20 protein-coding genes are annotated in these 19,057 nt (G+C 57.3%); 5 read left to right on the forward strand and 15 right to left on the reverse strand.

The genetic code is table 11. The annotated features are described in order from the left end of the window. Positions 1 to 21 precede the first annotated feature (21 nt). Positions 22 to 675 carry a hypothetical protein gene (locus tag J2Y56_RS25305; protein ID WP_310353377.1) on the reverse strand — a complete coding sequence of 218 codons (654 nt, stop codon included), beginning with the start codon at positions 673 to 675 and terminating at the stop codon, positions 22 to 24. Positions 676 to 734: 59 nt separating this feature from the next. Then, positions 735 to 1,334, reverse strand: a complete 600-nt coding sequence (locus J2Y56_RS25310; RefSeq protein WP_310353380.1) for a short chain dehydrogenase — start codon at positions 1,332 to 1,334, stop codon at positions 735 to 737. 104 nt (positions 1,335 to 1,438) lie between these two features. Between J2Y56_RS25310 and J2Y56_RS25315 the strand changes: the two genes are divergently transcribed. Further along, a complete protein-coding gene (locus J2Y56_RS25315) occupies positions 1,439 to 2,365 on the forward strand; it encodes a LysR family transcriptional regulator (protein ID WP_007947252.1) in 927 nt (308 codons plus the stop codon). Positions 2,366 to 2,548: 183 nt separating this feature from the next. On the opposite strand, the gene J2Y56_RS25320 is transcribed toward J2Y56_RS25315, so the two are convergent. From J2Y56_RS25320 to J2Y56_RS25335, 4 genes are read right to left on the reverse strand one after another with little or no spacing between them, the layout of a single operon-like run. Then, the gene (locus tag J2Y56_RS25320; RefSeq protein ID WP_310353384.1) at positions 2,549 to 3,031 is read right to left on the reverse strand and encodes a DoxX family protein; all 483 of its coding nucleotides are present in this window, start codon (positions 3,029 to 3,031) and stop codon (positions 2,549 to 2,551) included. Beyond that, positions 3,028 to 3,789 (reverse strand): DNA-binding domain-containing protein, encoded by a 762-nt coding sequence (locus J2Y56_RS25325; protein WP_007947254.1) that lies wholly within the window; start codon positions 3,787 to 3,789, stop codon positions 3,028 to 3,030. Before J2Y56_RS25325 ends, J2Y56_RS25320 begins: the two co-directional genes overlap by 4 nt. Beyond that, positions 3,786 to 4,640, reverse strand: a complete 855-nt coding sequence (locus J2Y56_RS25330) for a DUF692 domain-containing protein (protein ID WP_310353388.1) — start codon at positions 4,638 to 4,640, stop codon at positions 3,786 to 3,788. Before J2Y56_RS25330 ends, J2Y56_RS25325 begins: the two co-directional genes overlap by 4 nt. Before the next feature lie 25 nt (positions 4,641 to 4,665). After that, a complete protein-coding gene (locus J2Y56_RS25335) occupies positions 4,666 to 4,977 on the reverse strand; it encodes a DUF2282 domain-containing protein (RefSeq protein ID WP_310337664.1) in 312 nt (103 codons plus the stop codon). Positions 4,978 to 5,377: 400 nt separating this feature from the next. Here J2Y56_RS25335 and J2Y56_RS25340 point away from each other — a divergent pair, with 400 nt between their 5' ends. Further along, positions 5,378 to 6,616 (forward strand): DUF2599 domain-containing protein, encoded by a 1,239-nt coding sequence (locus J2Y56_RS25340; protein WP_310353400.1) that lies wholly within the window; start codon positions 5,378 to 5,380, stop codon positions 6,614 to 6,616. Between the two features lie 101 nt (positions 6,617 to 6,717). Here J2Y56_RS25340 and J2Y56_RS25345 read toward each other — a convergent pair whose 3' ends face one another. From J2Y56_RS25345 to J2Y56_RS25365, 5 genes are all read right to left on the reverse strand, one after another. Continuing rightward, positions 6,718 to 7,419 carry an ABC transporter ATP-binding protein gene (locus tag J2Y56_RS25345; protein WP_007947260.1) on the reverse strand — a complete coding sequence of 234 codons (702 nt, stop codon included), beginning with the start codon at positions 7,417 to 7,419 and terminating at the stop codon, positions 6,718 to 6,720. After that, entirely contained in the window at positions 7,420 to 8,187 is a 768-nt protein-coding gene (livG, locus tag J2Y56_RS25350; protein WP_007947261.1) for a high-affinity branched-chain amino acid ABC transporter ATP-binding protein LivG, read from the reverse strand. It abuts the gene before it with no gap. Further along, complete coding sequence (locus J2Y56_RS25355) at positions 8,184 to 9,440, reverse strand: high-affinity branched-chain amino acid ABC transporter permease LivM (protein ID WP_007947262.1); 1,257 nt, start codon at positions 9,438 to 9,440, stop codon at positions 8,184 to 8,186. The genes livG and J2Y56_RS25355 overlap by 4 nt, the downstream gene beginning before the upstream one ends. Next, entirely contained in the window at positions 9,437 to 10,360 is a 924-nt protein-coding gene (gene livH, locus J2Y56_RS25360) for a high-affinity branched-chain amino acid ABC transporter permease LivH (RefSeq protein WP_007947264.1), read from the reverse strand. The genes J2Y56_RS25355 and livH overlap by 4 nt, the downstream gene beginning before the upstream one ends. A gap of 232 nt (positions 10,361 to 10,592) precedes the next feature. Next, on the reverse strand, positions 10,593 to 11,720 hold the full coding sequence (locus J2Y56_RS25365) for a branched-chain amino acid ABC transporter substrate-binding protein (RefSeq protein ID WP_007947265.1): 1,128 nt from the start codon (positions 11,718 to 11,720) through the stop codon (positions 10,593 to 10,595). Between the two features lie 350 nt (positions 11,721 to 12,070). Here J2Y56_RS25365 and J2Y56_RS25370 point away from each other — a divergent pair, with 350 nt between their 5' ends. Beyond that, positions 12,071 to 12,376, forward strand: coding sequence for a DUF2288 domain-containing protein (locus tag J2Y56_RS25370; RefSeq protein ID WP_007947267.1), 306 nt, complete (start codon positions 12,071 to 12,073; stop codon positions 12,374 to 12,376). Positions 12,377 to 12,685: 309 nt separating this feature from the next. On the opposite strand, the gene J2Y56_RS25375 is transcribed toward J2Y56_RS25370, so the two are convergent. Beyond that, positions 12,686 to 14,881 carry a hypothetical protein gene (locus J2Y56_RS25375; protein WP_007947269.1) on the reverse strand — a complete coding sequence of 732 codons (2,196 nt, stop codon included), beginning with the start codon at positions 14,879 to 14,881 and terminating at the stop codon, positions 12,686 to 12,688. Between the two features lie 196 nt (positions 14,882 to 15,077). Here J2Y56_RS25375 and J2Y56_RS25380 point away from each other — a divergent pair, with 196 nt between their 5' ends. After that, positions 15,078 to 15,965, forward strand: a complete 888-nt coding sequence (locus tag J2Y56_RS25380; protein WP_007947270.1) for an NAD(P)-dependent oxidoreductase — start codon at positions 15,078 to 15,080, stop codon at positions 15,963 to 15,965. Between the two features lie 3 nt (positions 15,966 to 15,968). Here J2Y56_RS25380 and J2Y56_RS25385 read toward each other — a convergent pair whose 3' ends face one another. Beyond that, complete coding sequence (locus J2Y56_RS25385) at positions 15,969 to 16,334, reverse strand: YkgJ family cysteine cluster protein (RefSeq protein WP_007947272.1); 366 nt, start codon at positions 16,332 to 16,334, stop codon at positions 15,969 to 15,971. A 293-nt stretch (positions 16,335 to 16,627) separates the two neighbouring features. Here J2Y56_RS25385 and J2Y56_RS25390 point away from each other — a divergent pair, with 293 nt between their 5' ends. After that, positions 16,628 to 17,977 (forward strand): MFS transporter, encoded by a 1,350-nt coding sequence (locus J2Y56_RS25390; protein ID WP_007947273.1) that lies wholly within the window; start codon positions 16,628 to 16,630, stop codon positions 17,975 to 17,977. Positions 17,978 to 17,995: 18 nt separating this feature from the next. Here J2Y56_RS25390 and J2Y56_RS25395 read toward each other — a convergent pair whose 3' ends face one another. Both J2Y56_RS25395 and J2Y56_RS25400 read right to left on the reverse strand, forming a co-directional pair. Further along, a complete protein-coding gene (locus tag J2Y56_RS25395) occupies positions 17,996 to 18,418 on the reverse strand; it encodes a hypothetical protein (RefSeq protein ID WP_007947274.1) in 423 nt (140 codons plus the stop codon). 101 nt (positions 18,419 to 18,519) lie between these two features. Beyond that, a complete protein-coding gene (locus J2Y56_RS25400) occupies positions 18,520 to 18,972 on the reverse strand; it encodes a lipid II-degrading bacteriocin (protein ID WP_310353402.1) in 453 nt (150 codons plus the stop codon). Positions 18,973 to 19,057: the final 85 nt, after the last annotated feature.

The raw sequence follows: 19,057 nt of genomic DNA on the forward strand, positions 1-19,057 counted from the left end.
ATTCCCGTGAGGCTTAAACGATCAGTCGTTACGCGAACCGCCGAAATACCCGCAACCGCGCTGCACCTGACCATTGATACGCAGTTCGGCGCTCATGTGCTGGACGCTGCCGGTGGTGCTGTCGACGCAACGTTGCGGCGTGACCCACAGTTCGATGTGCTGGTTATTGGCTTCGGTGCCGAGGTTGAAACGGCCATCGCCCAGTTGTTCTTCCACGTACGGCAGGGCCAGAGGCGGTTGACCGGCGCGAACAATCACCATGCCTTTGCCGGTGACCTTGACGCTCCACTCAGGCGAGTGACCGGATGCGCGCAGCGTCTGCAGTTTGAAATCGGGATCGTCGCATGCCGTGCCCGAGCGCTCGACGCGGTACAGCTGCTCAAGATCGAGACGGCTGTCGACGATGCGCCCGCGTACGTCGGCGAACAACTTGCCCTTGGTATCGGCCAGTGACGCTGCCTGTTGCAGCACGCTGGTTTTGCCGGTGTCGTTGACCACAAAGCTGCGTGTTTCATTGCACGGCTGGAACAGCAGCTTGCCGTCCACCGCCGTCAACTGGCCTTGCATGCGGGTCTGGCCCGCGTGGGAGGCGCTTTCACGCGGGCCATCAAACAACTGACAGGCAGCAAATAGCGGCAGCAGGGCAACAACGACTAAGGAACGGGCAACACGCATCTTCGGCTCTCCAGACAAGTGCCGCCACGTTACTCAGCCTGACCGTTCATCACAAGGGCTCAGCCCACATGAAAAGTCTGACCTGTCTGCAAGCCTTCTACGCTTTTGGCGTAGGCCAATGCCACATCGGCGGCCGGAACCGGTTTGAAACCACGGAAATAAGGCGCGTACTTGCCCATGGCTTCCACCAGCACATTGGGGCTGATCGAGTTCACGCGCAGGCCGCGAGGCAGTTCGATGGCGGCGGCGCGCACGAAGCTGTCCAGTGCGCCGTTGACCAGCGCTGCCGAGGCGCCGCTGCGAATCGGGTCATGGCTGAGCACGCCCGTGGTGAAGGTGAACGAGGCACCGTCGTTGGCGAACTCGCGGCCGATCAGCAGCAAATTGACCTGGGCCATCAGTTTGTCTTTCAGACCTAGCTCGAAGCTGGCTTCGGTCATTTCATCCAGGGGCGCGAAGGTCACGTTACCCGCTGCGCAGATCAGCGCATCAAACATGCCGGTCTGTTCGAACAGCTTACGGATCGAGGCGCCGTCGCTGATATCCACCTGCAAGTCGCCACTGCTGCGGCCGATGCGGATGATCTCGTGACGCTCGGACAGTTCCTTGTCGACAGCCGAACCGATGGTGCCGCCTGCGCCTATCAATAGGATTTTCATCGTGCTGTTCCTCGATTGGTTGAATGAGGTCTCAGTCTAGAGTGGTTTTTTCTGTTGATAAGCGCACTAATAGGCAACCTTTGGTTTTCAAATGGAAACAATCCATGAGCGAGATGGATGACCTGGCGGCGTTCGCGGTATTGATCGAAGCGGGGAGTTTTACCCTGGCAGCGCAGCAACTGGGTTGCAGCAAGGGGCAGCTGTCCAAGCGCATCAGCTTGCTGGAGACGCGGTTTTCCGTGGTCCTGCTGCAACGCACCACCCGCCGTTTAAGTCTGACGGCGGCGGGTGCGGCGCTGTTGCCCCAGGCTCAGGCGCTGGTCGTGCAAGTCGAGCGGGCGCGTCAGGCATTGGCGCGGTTGAGGGACGACATGGCCGGGCCAGTGCGTATGACCGTCCCGGTGTCGCTGGGGGAAACCTTCTTCGACGGTTTGTTGTTGGAATTTTCCGGCAAATACCCCGAGGTGCAGATCGAACTGGACCTCAACAACCAGTTTCACGACCTGTCACGGGATGGCTTTGATCTGGCGATTCGCTCCGAGGTGGGCAAGGACGAGCGTCTGGTAGCCCGACCGTTGCTGGCCTGGCACGAAATGACCTGCGCCAGCCCGGCGTATCTTGAACGGTTCGGCGAACCGCAGACACCCCAGGCGTTGGCCGATCACCGTTGCTTGCTCAACAGCCATTACAGTGGTCGCGAAGAATGGCTCTATCACCAGCAACACGAGTTGCTGCGGGTGCGGGTCTCGGGTCCGTTTGCCAGCAACCATTACAGCTTGCTGAAAAAAGCCGCATTGGCGGGGGCCGGCATTGCGCGTCTGCCGTCGTATCTGCTGCAAGCAGAATTGGCGGATGGACGCTTGCGCTGGCTCATGCGCGATTATCAGACCCGGCGCATGCCAATGTACCTGGTTCACCCCTATCAGGGCGGTCTGCCGAAACGCACGCAAGTATTGGCGGATTACCTGATCGGCTGGTTCAAGCGCAGTGGTGAAGCGCTGGATCGGCTTAGCCTCGCACGGTCCCTGTAGCTGTCGAGCTTGCGAGGCTGCGTTCGGCTCTGTAGCAGCTGTCGAGCCTTGGCGAGGCTGCGTCCAGCTGCGCAACAGTCGTACAACCAGTCACTGTTGTCTGACAGGTAAACTGCGTTCGCAGGTTTGGCGACCGCTTCGCGCTCGAACGCAGGCTTCGCCAGCTGCTACAGGGGATCTGAGTTAGAGGGAGTAACGCCGGGCGATTAAGTGGTCTATGGACAATTTCCCCGGCCCGGTCGCCATCAGGTAGAGCAACACCGCCACCCATGTGCCGTGAGTCGGGTAGGCATCCGGGTACACGAACAGTTGAATGGTCAGGGTCATGCCCAGCAAGGCCAGCGCCGAAAAACGCGTGGCAAAGCCAATCAGGATCAGCACCGGGAAAAAGTGTTCGGCAAACGCCGCCATGTGCGCAGCGATCTCTGGCGACAGCAACGGCACGGGGTACTCGCTCTTGAACAATGGAATGGTCGAATCGGCCAGTCGCGGCCAACCCAATTCGAACGTCCCCTCGATCAGGTCGATGGCCAGTCCTTCGACTTTGGTTTGCCCTGATTTCCAGAACACCGCCGCGATGGAGAATCGCGCAATAAAAGCGATCAGGCTCTGTGGAATCAACGCCAGTAGTGCGATGGCGCGGCTGATCGGGTTCTGTGTGTTCATGGCGCTACCTTGTTGTGGCGTAAGTGAGTAATGGCGTTGTGGCTGATCAACAGGGCCAGGGTCTGGCTGAGATCGAACTCGGGTGCGTTTTGCGCGGCTTGAATCAGCGGCTGGCCGCTTTGCAGGTTGTGAATGAAGGCACTGGCGCCGGGTTCGATGACGAAGACTTCAACATCCAGACCGTTACGCAGGATCAGCGCGTGTTGCTCCCGGTGCAGGTCTATCCCGGCCAGCGTTGCGTCCTGCTGATGGGCCGCCCAGATCGAGACCACGGCGAAGGTAGAGGTCAGCACGTTCAGCGAGGGATGAAGTCCGACGGTCAGCTCGCTCAGGGCTTGCGGATCAGCGAGCTGCTCGCTGATCTGTTCATGGCTCGACGGTTGGGCGTCGGCTGCGTGATAAGCAGTGGTGCGCAACCGTTCGAGTCTGGCGACATCCGCCAGATACGGCACGCTGCTCGCCGGTTTGAAGCCTTCGATAAACCCCGGGAAGTTGTTGCCGTAATCTTTGATCAACGTGCTCTGAGGCGCGTTGTTGAGCAAATAGACGCTGGCCATGGCATGGAAGAACTCCTCACCGACCAGTTGCATGACAACGGGGTAGCTGTAGGCCAACGCGTTGATCAGCGAGCTCTGTACATTGTTGCGATACACCGCGAAACGGCTGGCGGGATCGGCGCCATTGGCACTGAACAAGCCCTCGGGGCAGCTCGATCGGGGATCAAGCAGGGCGGCGGAAAAAGCGGCTTGCGTGCTCAAGGACGACCTCCCGGAAAAAGTAGCAACTCATCGGCCTGACGCGCCTCGGCCTGCAAGACGCTGAAGGCCGGCAACTGATTGTCGCGTTCGATCAGGGTGGCTATCGGGCCTGTTCGCTCCAGCACGCGCTGGTACAACGACCAGACGGCGGTATCGATGGGGGCGCCGTGATCATCAATCAGCAGACGGTCACCGAGGCTGTCGGTGTCTTCGGAAAAACCCGCCAGATGAATCTCGCCGACGGCATGAAGGGGCAGGGCGTCGATGTAGGCTTCTGGATCACGACGATGATTGGTGCACGATACATAGACGTTGTTCACATCCAGCAATAGCCCGCAGCCTGTGCGCTGGATGACTTCGCTGATGAAGTCTGCTTCATCAATGGTCGAGCGCTCGAACGCCAGGTAGGTGGCCGGGTTCTCTAGCAACATTGGGCGTTTAAGGGTGTTTTGAGCTTGATCGATGTGTTCGCAGACGCGGTTCAGCGTTGCGTTGTCATAGGCCAGAGGCAACAGGTCATTCAGGAACACCGGACCATGGCTTGACCAGGCCAGGTGTTCGGAAAAGGCGCAGGGTTGGTAGCGCTCGATAAGTGCGGCGAGGCGCTTGAGGTGCTGAGTGTCCAGCGGACCGTCGCCGCCAATCGACAGACCCACGCCATGCAGTGAGAGTGGATACTGCTCGCGAATCAACCCCAGGTAATGATGAAACGGGCCACCGGCCACCATGTAGTTTTCGGCGTGGACTTCGAAGAAACCGATGTCCGGTTGTGAACCGAGCACTTCACGAAAGTGCTCGGTCTTGATCCCCAGCCCGGCGCGGGGCGGGAGCCCGAACGGTGAATGGTTCATGGTCGACACTCGGGCGGGGTCCGGATCAGGCCTTGGCTTTGGCTTTGAAGGCTTCCAGCTGACCGTATTCGGTCGGAGAGGTCTTGCTTTCAGTCTTGACGCAGGTGCCTTTCGGAACGAGTTTCCAGGCGTTTGCCTGATAGTCCATTTTTGAAGTGCCGGCACAGGTGGTGCCAGCGCCAGCTGCGCAATCGTTATGACCTTTCATGGCCACGCCGAAGCATTTTTCCATGGTGTCGTCGGCCGCGTGGACGGTGGAAACAGCGGCCATGCTCAAGGCAGAACCGAGGGTCAGAACCAGGGCGGTGGCGGACAGGGTGCGGGTGGTAGCAGTCATGATGTTTCTCCGGTTTCATTCAGGTTTTTACAAACGGTTTGCGCTTGCTTGTCCCTCTAGAGAAACGAGGTGGCGATGCGTTACAGCCGAGCTCAAACTTTTTTACTGCACTGATCATTCCCATGCTCTGCATGGGTTGTTTGAACAACAAACTGGCTCAACTACCAAACGACCGTTCGTCGCAATGCAGCGCTTGCCTGTTATTTCTGACAGTAGCCAGCCTCCTGTCGAGGGTGTTCCATAGTCACCTGTACGCCAAGGACGGTGACCCATGACGGACGATCAATCAGCTTCGCAATGGCCGTGGACTTTGAAGTTTGCAGGTGGCGAGAGCGGGCCGCGGGTTGCAACCCGGTCCCGCGTTGAAGGTGTGTTTTGGCTAATCAAGGAGATGCAAGCCATGAAAAACCGTCTGAACAGGATCGCTCCATTACTCATGTTCCCGCTGCTGGTGCAGGTGACATGGGCCTATGCCGAGTCATGCGAAGAGACGCTGAAAAAGGTTGAAACGTTGTACAACAAAACAGTCGATAGTTGCGGGCCGGATCCCGCGTCGGACTGTTCGGGATTGATAATCAGGGGCACTCACCGGCCCGATCCGGCAAAGGGGCAGAAATGGGATGTGTGGAATCCAAGCCCGACAGCAATAGAAAAGGGTACTTTTGCCGCTTCCTATATGCGTACCGACCGCATCAGCTATGCAGATCCTGGCATGAGTACTCAGAACGGCTACATCATCACTCCGATAGATCAGGTACGCGAGCCCGAGACTCCGGTGCATGTCTACTGTGCGTTTCCTAACGACGCCTGGACCGACTATCGAGAGGACCGAGGCTGTGGGAACAACAAAAACACTGTCCAGACAGAAGCCGTATGCCAGGCCATGCCGCCACCTGTCTTGAACGCGAAAGACTGGGTCGCGCATTTCACAAAATTCAACAACGACAAAAACCAGGATCAGTTGCAATGTGGGTTCAATATGCGCAATCCCATGAGCAGAAAGGATCGGGTAGACGCTTTTCGCAATTTCATCGAGGCGCGGAAAGTCATCAATAGTCGTGAGTTTCAAACCCAGACAGAATTGCGCCTGGGTAACCCTAAAACCGACGAGCTACCTATTCTGGCGTTTTTTTACAGCGATCAACGTGGTTTGAACGATGCCTTGGCCAATCAGCGGGACTATAAAGCCAAGACAGGCAAGGACCGCAACATCATCAAGATTGATTTCCCCAAAACCCCGGTCAGCAAGGCCACCTTCTCGTGCATCCAAACCACGCCGTCGCCGACACAACAATTCTGTGACAAGTACATTGAGTCAAGCACCTGGGTAAAACGTCCCGATCCGGAACTTGGGCCGAACACCTGGTCGCTCGTGGTGGTGCCTACCGCTTGCGGCCGCGCTATCAAGGATGATCAGACCGACAGAATGTTTGCCGAGTTGTACAACAAACATAAAGGCGATGAGCAATGGCGGCAGTACAGCGTCAATGGCGGGTCACTCCGTCGGCAAATGGTTTGTCATCTGGCGGCAACCGTCGACGGCACGCCTGTCAGGAACAAGCCCGAGTGGAACCTTGAACCGGCCCGGCCATACGTCGACCAGGCCACGGCCGTAGCGCAGTACTGCAATCCGTACTGAGGCTATTCAGCGGAAAAAGCCAATCTGCCGATACCCCAAGTATTGGCAGATTATCCGCAATAAAAAACGGCCCGAAGGCCGTTTTTGTTCACCGCGAAGACTCAACCACCCAGATACGCTTCACGCACTTTCGGATCAGTCAGCAGCGCTTCACCCGTGCCTTGCATCACCACCCGGCCGTTCTCCAGAACGTACGCGCGGTCGGCAATTTTCAGTGCCTGGTTCGCGTTCTGCTCAACCAGAAACACGGTCACGCCATCCTTGCGCAGTTGTTCGATGATGTCGAAGATCTGCTGGATGATGATCGGTGCGAGGCCCAACGAAGGTTCGTCGAGCAACAGCAGCTTGGGTTTGCTCATCAACGCACGGCCGATGGCGAGCATTTGCTGTTCGCCGCCGGACATTGTGCCGCCGCGCTGGGCGAAACGTTCTTTCAGGCGTGGGAAAAGTCCGAGAACCTTGTCCATCTGTTCCTGATAGTCGCCCTTGTCGGTGAAGAAACCGCCCATGGCGAGGTTTTCTTCCACGGTCAGGCGCGAGAACACCCGACGACCTTCCGGCACGACGGCGATGCTTTTGCGCATGATCTGCGACGAGCTCTGGCCGACCAGTTCCTCACCCATGTAGCGGATGCTGCCGCTGTGGGCTTGCGGCGAACCGCAGAGCGTCATCAGCAGGGTCGACTTGCCGGCACCGTTGGCGCCGATCAGCGTCACGATTTCGCCCTGGCGGACTTCCACGTTGACGCTGTGCAGGGCCTGGATCTTGCCGTAGAAGGTGGAAACGTTTTCGAATTGCAGCATTTACGCTTCCCCCAGGTAGGCTTTGATCACTTCGGGATTGTCGCGGATCTGTTCCGGTGTGCCGTTGGCCAGAGGCGTGCCTTGGTTGATCACGACGATGTGGTCGGAAATGCTCATGACCAGTTTCATGTCGTGTTCGATCAGCAGCACGGTGACGTTGTGCTCTTCACGCAACATGCTGATCAGGGCCTTGAGGTCTTCGGTTTCCTTCGGGTTCAGGCCGGCGGCCGGTTCGTCGAGCATGAGGATCCGCGGGCGGGTCATCATGCAGCGAGCGATTTCCAGACGGCGTTGCTGACCGTAGGCCAGGGTGCCGGCCGGGCGGTTAGCGAACTGCGTGAGGTTGACCTTGTCCAGCCAGTAGGCGGCGAACTCCATGGCTTCGCGTTCGCTTTTGCGGAACCCCGGGGTCTTGAACAGGCCGGACAGGAAGTTGGTGTTCAGGTGACGGTGCTGCGCGATCAAGAGGTTCTCGACCGCGGTCATGTCCTTGAACAGCCGCACGTTCTGGAAGGTGCGCACCACGCCTTTGAGGGCGATCTTGTGGCCCGGCAGGCCTTCGATCGGCTCGCCGTCCAGCAGGATGCTGCCGCCACTCGGTTTGTAGAAACCGGTCAGGCAGTTGAACACCGTGGTTTTGCCGGCACCGTTAGGGCCGATCAACGCAACCACCTGCTTTTCTTTCACGGTCAGGGCTACGCCATTGACCGCCAGCAAGCCGCCGAAGCGCATGCTCAGATTTTCGACTTTCAGGATCTCGCGGCTCATTTGCGCAGCTCCATGTGAGGACGTTGCATGGGCAGCAGGCCTTGAGGACGCCAGATCATCATCAGCACCATCAAGGCGCCGAACATCAACATGCGGTACTCACTGAACTCACGCATCATTTCCGGCAACAGGATCATCACCACGGCAGCCAGGATCACGCCCAGTTGCGAGCCCATGCCACCCAATACGACGATGGCGAGAATGATCGCCGACTCGATGAAGGTGAAGGACTCCGGTGTCACCAGTCCCTGACGGGCAGCGAAGAAACTACCGGCAAAACCGGCGAAGCTGGCGCCCAGGGTAAAGGCCGACAACTTGATGACCGTTGGGTTGAGACCCAGCGCACGGCAGGCGATTTCGTCTTCACGCAACGCTTCCCAGGCACGGCCGATGGGCATGCGCAGCAAACGGTTGATGACGAACAGCGCGCCGAGGGCCAGCAACAGCGCAACCAGGTACAGGAAAATCACCTTGTTGATCGAGTTGTATGCAATGCCGAAGTACTCGTGGAACGTCTGCATGCCTTCGGCGGCTTTACGTTCGAAGGTCAGGCCGAAGAACGTTGGTTTTTCGATGTTGCTGATGCCGTTCGGGCCACCGGTGAGACCGGTCAGGTTACGCAGGAACAGACGGATGATTTCACCGAAGCCCAGGGTCACGATGGCCAGGTAGTCACCGCGCAGACGCAGGACCGGGAAGCCCAGCAGGAAACCGAAGGTGGCCGCCATCAGGCCGGCAATCGGCAGGCAGATCCAGAAGCTCAGGCCGTAGTAGTGCGACAGCAGCGCATAACTGTAGGCACCGACGGCATAGAAACCGACGTAACCCAGGTCAAGCAGACCGGCCAGGCCGACCACGATGTTCAGGCCCAGGCCCAGCATCACGTAGATCAGCACCAGTGTTGCGATGTCCACCGCCCCGCGAGAGCCGAAGAACGGCCAGACCAGCGCACCGGCGATCAGCGCAATGATGATCCAGCGCTGGGTGCTCGGCAGGGTCAGGAAGTTACTGGCCTTGGCCGGAATCAGCGGCATGCTTGGCGACGAACGCCAGGCCGAGCTGATCTGCTGATCGAACAACACGCGCAGGAACATCAGTACTGAACATACCGCGATGGTGATCAGCGTGGCGTCGCTGGTGCCATGGACTTCCAGGTTGATGCCGACGATGGTCAACTTCAGACCCAGTACCGGGTAGGCAACGGCCCACACCAGCAAGGCGCTGAACAGCGCCTGTTTAAGATTCCTAGTCATACTTTCTCAACCTCCGGACGGCCCAGCAGGCCGGTTGGCCGGAACAACAACACCAGAACCAGCAGGCCGAACGCCACAACGTCCTTGTACTGGTCGCCGAAGATATCGGCACCGAAGGCTTCTGCGACACCGAGTACCAGCCCGCCGAGCATGGCGCCAGGGATGCTGCCGATACCGCCCAGTACTGCGGCGGTGAAGGCCTTGAGGCCGACCAGGAAACCGGCGTTCGGGTTGATCACGCCGTATTGCATGCTCAGCAGCACCGCCGCGATGGCCGCCAGTGCGGCACCGATGACGAAGGTCAGGGCGATGATGTTGTTGGTGTTGATACCCAGCAGGTTGGCCATCTTGATGTCTTCGGCACAGGCGCGGCAGGCGCGACCCAGACGAGAGCGGGAGATGAACAGCGTCAGGCCGAGCATGGCGACCAGAGTCACCACGAACACCACGATTTGCATGTAGGAAATCAGCACTTCATGTGCACCACCTGGTCCGAAGGCAAAGTTGCCCGGAATCAGGTTGGGGATGGATTTGTCCTTGGAGTCTTGCGCCAGCAGAACCGTGTTCTGCAGGAAGATCGACATGCCGATGGCGGAAATCAGCGGGATCAGACGGTTGCTGCCGCGCAGGGGGCGGTAGGCGATCCGTTCGATGCTGTAACCGTAGGCACTGGTCACGACAATGGTCGCGAGGAAAGCGGCGGTCATCAACAGCGGAACACTGTCGAGTCCCAGCATGGCCAGCCCGGCGATGGCGATGAACGCCACGTATGAACCGATCATGTACACCTCGCCGTGGGCGAAGTTGATCATTCCAATGATGCCGTAAACCATCGTATAGCCGATGGCGATCAGGGCATACGTGCTGCCAATGGTCAGACCATTAACCAGCTGTTGGAAAAAGTGATAGATGTCAGGCATTACAGCGCTCCTAAAAACCTGATACGCATTTCACTGGTGGAGTCATTTTCCCGCTCGAGCCCCGTGGATCTGCATCCACTTCGAATTCGAGGTTTGCCAGCGAACCGCTGATGACGGTTTTGAGATTTTCAGGTGGGGAGACTGGCGGATCACGCCAGCGCGGCCCAAAACGTTCGTAAAACAAAGCCCACGGCACGCCGTGGGCTTTATTGGCAGTCAGTATGGCAAAGCCTTACTGAGGCGAAGCTTCAGTTTTTGGTTTGCCGAAGTGCCACTCGTAAACCACAAATTTGAAGTCTTTCAGGTCGCCCTTGTCGTCGAAAGCCAGGTCGCCGGTCGGGGTCTTGAACGTGCCTTTGTGGATAGCTTCAGCCACTTTGGCAGTGTCTTCGGACTTGGCAGACGTGATGCCTTCGGCGATGACTTGCACGGCCGAGTAGGCCGGGAACACGAACGGACCGCTCGGGTCTTCTTTCTTCGCCTTGAACGCGTCAGCCAGGGCGATGTTCGCCGGATCCTGGTCGAAGGATTTCGGCAGGGTTACCAGCAGACCTTCGGAAGCGTCCTTGGCGATCTGCGAAATGGAGTCGTTACCCACGCCTTCCGGACCCATGAACTTGGCTTTCAGGCCTTTTTCCTGGGATTGACGCAGGATCAGGCCCAGCTCCGGGTGGTAGCCGCCGTAGTAGACGAAGTCGACGTTGGCTTGCTTGAGCTTGGCGATCATCGACGAGAAGTCTTTGTCGCCGGCGTTGACGCCTTCGAACACGGCAACCTTGACGCCTTTCTTCTCGAGAGTCTGTTTAACGGCGGTGGCAATGCCTTCACCGTATTGCTGTTTGTCGTGCAGCACAGCAACGATTTTCGGTTTTACGTGATCGGCAATGTAGTTACCGGCGGCAGGGCCTTGGGCGCTGTCCAGACCGATGGTGCGGAACACCATTTTGTAACCACGAGCGGTGATGTCCGGGCTGGTGGCAGCCGGGGTGATCATGATCACGCCTTCGTCTTCGTAAATGTCCGAAGCCGGTTGAGTGGAGCTGGAGCACAGGTGGCCAACCACGAACTTGACGCCGTCGTTGACGACCTTGTTCGCGACCGCGACCGCTTGTTTCGGATCACAGGCGTCATCGTATTCAACGGCTTCGAGTTTCTTGCCGTTGACGCCGCCTTTGGCGTTGATCTGTTCGATGGCCATTTTGGAGCCACTGAACTGCATGTCGCCGTATTGGGCTACAGGACCGGTCTTGGGGCCGGCGATGCCGATCTTGATCGTGTCAGCTGCGAACGAATGGCTGGCAACCCCGGCCAGAACCATAGCGGCAAACAGTTTGGAAATCTGCTTAGTAGCCTTAGTCATAGTGCTCCACTCTTACTGTTGTAGTTTTTATAGTCCTGGCGCCGTAGCAGCAGAACCGGGTCAGATATCTTCGATACCTTCCGGAAAATGCCCCCGGCAACTGTACCGGTACAGTGTAGAGCGCCAATTGTTAGCCTGGGAAGCTGGCGCAAGGGGGCAAAACCCGAGGGTGTCGCTTTTTTGAAAGAAAAAGACAGAATTGCAGTGGGATGTTAGCTGGCTAATTGCTTGATTCAGCAGCATTCCTTGGCTTTCCTGGGTTTTTCAATCGGTGACTCAATTGCATCCGGGTTTTGCTGACGGACCACCGACGTTATCATTCGCGTCGATTTCTTTTCCGGACAGGACCCATGACTCAAGAACCTAGCACCCTCTATGCCAAGCTGCTTGGTGAAACCGCATCTATTACCTGGAAAGAGCTGGAGCCGTTCTTCGCCAGGGGTGCCCTATTGTGGGTCGACCCGGGTCTGGATTTGATCGCCGCCGCCGAGGCCGTGGCCCAGGATGAAGGCGAGAAAGTCGCAGCCTGGCTGGCCGCCGATCAAGTCGCCAAGCTCTCTGAAACGCGGGCGCTGGATCTTTTTGAACGCGATCCAGAGCTGTGGGCCGTGGTGGTTTCACCGTGGATTCTGATCCAGGAAAGGGCGACGAGCTGAGTCGTTGCACTTTATTGGTGCGCCATGTTGGTGGCTAAAAGTGTGTAGGTGAGTAGCGTGATGGCATGTTGCCGTGGAGAAAGGCCACAGGCGTGGCCAGCATCACGGTGACGTAAACGTAACGGGAACAGTTCAGTAAGCAGCCGATGGGCTGCTTAATTGTTTCCGGATGTTGGATTTGTGGCGGATTTGAGGCCCGCCATCGCGAGCAAGCCCGCTCCCACATTCGACCGCATTCCTTCGGGGGAACTCGGTTAAATGTGGGAGCGGGCTTGCTCGCGAAGGGGGCGACGCGGTGTTAAGCCGGTCTTATGCGGTCTTGCCAGTGTGGTTATTAAGCGAAATAACCTTGGTCTTGCCAATCCGGTGACGGTAGATCTCGCGCAGGTACTTGATCGCCTTCTTCACGCAATCACGTGACAGACGAATGTCGTTGATCGAGACAAACTTGTCTTTGTCATTGATCAACTCGCGGTACTTCTTCTCGTACATCGGTTTGATCGCGTACCAGTTGGTATCGAGGATCTTCGCCGGGTTCTCGAATTCATTGAGCAAGTCGTCGATCCGGCCTTCGTCGAACTCTTCATTAATAATGAAGTCGAGGATCGAGTTATCCAGCGTCTCGTCAAAGCGGTACGGGTTCTTCGCGAAGCAGCGTTTGATGAACGCCACGATCAGCGTCAGGAAGTCGTCCGACAGGCACGGGCTCTTGGCGATCAGAGTGGTCAGCGACAAGTTGGCCGATGCACCGATGACCAGCGCGTAACGCTTGAGCGTGGTGTTCGGGAACAGGCTGTTGAGGTGGGTCTTCAACCGGTTCAGGTCCATGTAGGACAACTTGTAGTCTTTGGGCAAAGACACAATCGACACCACCGACGAGCAGTTCTTGAAGAAATGCAGGTCGTGCAACGCCGCCGCGTCGTAACCGGAATTCTTGTACTGTTCCAGCGAGGCGCGATAGCGCTTGGACTCGATCGGCAGCAGGCTGATGCCTTCGATGGCCTGGGTCACTTTGTTGAAGTGCGGCAGGTCGATGGAGCGGAAGAACAAATCGTCGATGTTCAGGCGCTGTGGCTCTTTCTCGAAGACCTTGAACTTGTCGCTGCTGGGCGGCGGAGTTTCCGGTACCACGGATTCGGCGTAGGCAATCGCCACCGGGCCGGCGAGGCTCATGAACAGGTCGTTGGCGTCGAGGCGAATGGTTTCGCCGATGTCGATGCCGGCGCGGCGGAAATAGTTCTGGTCGTAGTCCGTCGTGACTGCTTGCGCTGTCAGGATGTTGAAGATCTGCTGCGAGATGTATTGGTTGGCGTGTTTTTCCATGGCATTGACGTCAATGTTCTGGATGTTGCCGTCATCGCTTTCTTCGGCATAACGCATGATGTCGTTGGAGATCAGCATCATGGCGTTCCATGGGCGGATACGCCCCATGACGCTGGCTTCGCTGCTGTCTTCATTGGCGAAATTGTAGGAGAAGTCCCACTCTTCCGACAGGTATTTGCACAGCAGGCGGCCGGCGTTGATGTGCAGCGCCTCGGACATTTCGCTGCGGTGGTCGGAAATGTTCGGCAGTACGCAAATGCCGCTGGTGAAGATCGGCTCGAAGACGAAGGAATGACCGCTCTTGCTGTCGTGCTCGTCCATCGGCTTGGTGTCGAACGTTTTGTTCATGTACGAGTGCTGCTGGGCCAGGCCGAATTCCGAGGCCATGCCCGAACCGGTACCGCCGCCGGCGCTGAAAATCGAGAAATACAGGCGCGACTGGTTGGCCTTGATCCCGCAGCTGTCGATCAGGTACGAGTGAATCATCTTCCAGTCCGGACTGGAGAAACGCTGGGTGTCCTTGTTCAGGATGATCTTGGCCAGGTACTGACCGAGGATCGGCGCGTTACCGGCACCACCGGCGTGGACTTCCGACAAGTCCATGATTTTCATTTTGCTGTAGTCGCGCAGGAAGCCGCTTTTTTCGCCCTTGCGCGAGAAACGGATGCGACCGGCAATGTCTTTGTCCAGGTCACCGAGCATCACCAGCGGTTCCACCAGGAACACCGGTTTGGCGCCCTTGTTGGTACCCAGGCGCAGGTTGTTGCGAATCCATTGCGCCGGGCTGTAGCCCTTTTCCGCAAAACGTTTGTCCGGCGACAGACGGTCTTCGTTATTGAATTCGTTGAGGTAAAACTTGCGGGCGTTGTACACCAGCTCCGCAACATCCAGAGCGATGTTGGAGCCGCAGCGGCCCAGACCAATCAGGCACACCGACGGGAATTCCTGATCGCTGTGTTGTTCGCTGGCGCCTTCCAGATGGGGCGGGCGCGGGAACACCATGTCGCGCAGGCCGTCGAGGTTATCGAGGATGCGATCGGTATTGGTTTCAGTGAAATACAAGTATTGCTGAGTGGCCAGCGGGCGCGCCGGGGTCAATGGCTTCAACGGTGAGGGGCTGTTCGCCGCAGGGCTCAGCAGCAGATCGGAGACCGCAGGGGCCGGGTTATTTTTAGAAGTCATTGTGCGCCGTCTACCTGGACTTGTTGGTTGAGCGACAACTGTCGTCGAACCTTCACGGAATGGGGTCTCGCGTCTTTTTTTGCGCGTATTTGGCCCAAGTCTCAGGGACTCGCCTGAGCAGCAATGGGGGGAATCCTTTCCTTGGTCATGATGAATCGGCCAATATTCGGCGTTCTTTAATCAAAGGAGAGGCTAAATGATGTCAACGCTACCTTCGTTGGGATTCGCCGGGATCGGTCTGATGGGCCTGCCAATGTGTCGGCGCCTGTTGGCGGCGGGCTATCCGTTGACCGTGTGGAATCGTAATCCAGCCAAGTGCGCGCCGCTGGTTGAGGCTGGTGCCCGGCAAGTGGCAACCCCCGCTGAACTGTGTCAGCACGCCGACATCGTCATGCTGTGCCTGGCGGACACCACCGTGGTGCGTGAGGTGGTTTTTGGCCCGGCCGGGGTGGCAGTGGGGGCGAAAAGCGGTCAGTTGCTGGTGGACTTTTCCAGCCTGGAGCCCAGTGCTACACGAGAAATGGCCAAACAGTTGATCGACACCACCGCCATGGGTTGGCTGGATGCCCCGGTGTCTGGCGGTGTGGTCGGCGCCGAGTCCGGCAGCCTGGCGATCATGGTGGGTGGCGAGGCAGGGGACCTGCAGCGAGTGCGTCCGATATTGCTGGCCCTGGGGCAGCGTGTCACCCATATGGGCGGTGTCGGGGCAGGGCAGGTGACCAAGGCGTGTAATCAGATGATCGTGGCGTGTAATGCGCTGGTCATCGCCGAAGTGGTGGCGCTGGCCGAGTGTTCCGGGGTTGATACCCGATTGATCGCCGAGGCACTCGCCGGTGGTTTCGCCGATTCAAAACCGTTGCAGATCCTCGCTCCGCAAATGGCCAATAGCCAATTCGAACCGGTGAAATGGCATGTGCGCACGCTGCTCAAAGACCTCGACAGTGCCGTGAAATTTTCCCGCGAACAGGGTTCGGCCACGCCACTCAGTGGGTTGGCAGCACAGCTGATGCGGCTGCATGGAAGCCAGGGGTTCCTGGAAAAAGATCCGTCGACGTTAGTGCAGATGTACCGCGAGCCAGACTAAGCCTCAGGCGATTTGTTCGTAGGGGATTTCGAATTCCGGCTGCAAGGCTGGAAGGCCGAACGCTGCCCGGGCCGCGTCGCAATCCACATTCGCCTCGCCATTTTCCCAGGACGCTTCGAACTCACGGCAAGTGCTGGAACGTTCGTTGTAAATCGAGCATTTGACCTCACTGCCCACGTCCCCCACCAGGCCGATGCAGCGGGTGGGTTTGCAGTCGGTGCCGAGCATCGCTACCCGACTGGGGCTGATCGACGCAACCAGGTCGTCAGGCACCGTTCCCCCGGCCGAGGTGCATTCACCCCAGAAAAAAGACACACGGAAATGAGAACAGCAGGCACCGCAATTCAGGCATGGGCTGACATCGGACATGGGGCGTTTTTCTAAGGATGAGTGGGCGCGCGGGGGAGCGGACAGGGTCGCTATTCTAGGCTTCGCTACGGGCTTTGGAAGGGGGGGGCGAAAGGTATTTTTCAATGACGGGTGGCTCCGTGAAAATACGGCCTGATACCCGTGAATCCTGGGCCTGGCGATCAGCAAGGCTGCTTGGATGCCATGAACTGATATCAGCCTTACAAATAATGACAGACAGTGTTGGCAGGCCTGTCTAGATTGACGGTTCCGGGGACAGTGAGACCCCAATAACAAGAAAAAGAGACGGACCCATGCAGAACTCGACCCAAGCGGCGAATGCCTGGCGCATTCTGTTCCTGTTGTTTCTGGCCAACCTGTTCAACTTCTTCGATCGCACCATCCCCGCCATCATCATCGAGCCGATCCGCATGGAATGGCACCTCAGTGACTTTCAGCTGGGGATCGTCGGCACCGCTTTCACCCTCGTTTATGCCATAGCCGGCCTGCCTCTGGGGCGGATGGCCGATACCGGTTCGCGCAGCAAATTGATGGGTTGGGGCCTGGCGGTATGGAGCGGGCTGACGGCGGTCAATGGGCTGGTGGGCAGCTTCTGGAGTTTCCTGATCGTGCGCATGGGCGTCGGTATCGGTGAAGCCAGTTATGCACCCGCCGCCAACTCGCTGATCGGCGATTTGTTTCCGGCACATCGCCGGGCGCGGGCGATGGGCATCTTTATGCTGGGTCTGCCCTTGGGATTGCTGCTGGCTTTCTTTACCATCGGCGCAATGGTCAAGGCGTTCGACAGCTGGCGTGCACCGTTCTTTATCGCGGCGGTGCCGGGGTTGATCCTGGCGATCTTCATGTTCTTCATCAAGGAGCCGAAACGCGGCGCAGCAGAAACGGTGCAGGTGTCCCAGGAACGCATAGACCGGCCGATCCGTCGGGTGCTGGCAGTACCGACTTTCCTGTGGCTGGTGATGGCGGGTCTGTGTTTCAACTTTGCGACCTACGCCTGCAATTCATTCCTGGTGCCGATGCTGCAGCGCTACTTTCTGATGCCATTGCAGGAGGCTGCAGTGGCCACGGGTGTGATCGTCGGCGTCACCGGCCTGTTCGGTCTGACGCTCGGTGGCTTGGTCGCGGACAAGATTCACCAGCGGGTGGCCAACGGGCGGCTGTTGTTCGCAGCCTTCAGCCTGATTATCTCGACCCTGTGCACGGCGTGGGCGCTGCATGCCGGGCGAATCGAGATCGGCGTGTTTGTGGCGGTCTTCAGTGTGGGCTGGTTATTTGCCTATAACTTCTACACCTGCGTCTACACCGCGATTCAGGACGTGGTCGAGCCACGCTTGCGGGCCACGGCGATGGCGCTGTTCTTTGCCGGGCTGTATTTGCTGGGCGGAGGTTTGGGGCCAGTGGTGGTGGGCGGTTTGTCCGACCACTTTGCGCACACGGCGATGCTGGCGGCCGGTGCCGAGCAGATGACCGAGGCATTCAAGGCGGTCGGCCTGCATGACGCCATGTACCTGATCCCTGTGGCGTTGTTCTTAACCATGGTGTTTCTGTTTATTGCATCGCAGTGCTTTGTGCGGGATGCGAAGCGGATGAAGGAAGGGTTGGTGGCGGTGGTTGAGCCGGGAGTTGCTGTGGCGACTGCCTAAAGATGTTCAAGGGAGTTTTCACTTTTGGTTTTTGTCTGCTACCCGCTTAGGGGTGGCAGACATTATCAGGCCAATCACGCCCAAAAAAAGAATGACCCCGATGATACTGTTTAATGTCTCTAGCACAAATAAACCAATCACGAGTATTCCTAGAAGTGAGGAAAGTAATAGGGCGGAATGTGTAATAAAAAAAATAAGTAGTCTTACAGGAAATGATTTGGATTTTGTAAAAAACGATAAAAAAATGCCTGCGCTCGAAAGTATGATGGCTGGAATGCCTATGGATATCAGTGCTATCGTCGACAGTAATACAACGGATAGGCCAGAGGTGTCGGAAAGATCTTTTGAGTTTGGAGGGAGCTGGATTGCTGCATGAAACAAGGAAAACCAGGCGGCAATGAATAGTACAAATGAAGTTAGTAGTCGTTGGTATGGACGCATGGAGTGTTGCTCCTGTTATATGGATTGGTCGCCGTTGTGTGCGCGACCAATTTTACTTCTAAGAATAACATCCCAGATTGTAATGTGTTCTTGATAGGGGGTTAGCGTTCTATTGTGATCACATTCGTCCCCTTAATGGCTATTTGGTAGGGTTGGGCGTTTAAGTATTTTTCAACGGCGGCAAGAACGCGGGTGGCACTTTCACCTATTGCACTGCGAAAATCGCTTGGGTTAGCGTCGTAGATGTCATTGTAAGATCGAGCGCCTCCATTGAAGGACAATTTGCCGCTTTCATGTTTCATGATTGTGCCTTCAATTTTTAAAGTGATATTGCCAAGCCACATCTCGGTGAGAAAAGAGTTTGAGCCGGTATTGTACGGTACCTTATCTAGAACAATTGCTGTTTGCCCCGTCGGAGCATTGATGAGCGCCGATTCCAGCATTGGTATCGTTGTACTAGAGAGTTTCAAACCCAAACTGTTGATATTCGTTTCAGCAGTAGCTCCTTTTCCAAAAAGGAAATGGCCAAAGGCGGCAAATACAGTGTATGCGATCCATAAACCCCACCTTCTAAGAAGTGGGCTTTATGTTTACCGTGGCATCTCTGGCGAGCAGTTCCATGGCAGCAAGGCTTCGTAG

Origin of the sequence: Pseudomonas sp. BE134 (genome assembly GCF_031456105.1) — a bacterium.
Lineage (GTDB): Bacteria > Pseudomonadota > Gammaproteobacteria > Pseudomonadales > Pseudomonadaceae > Aquipseudomonas.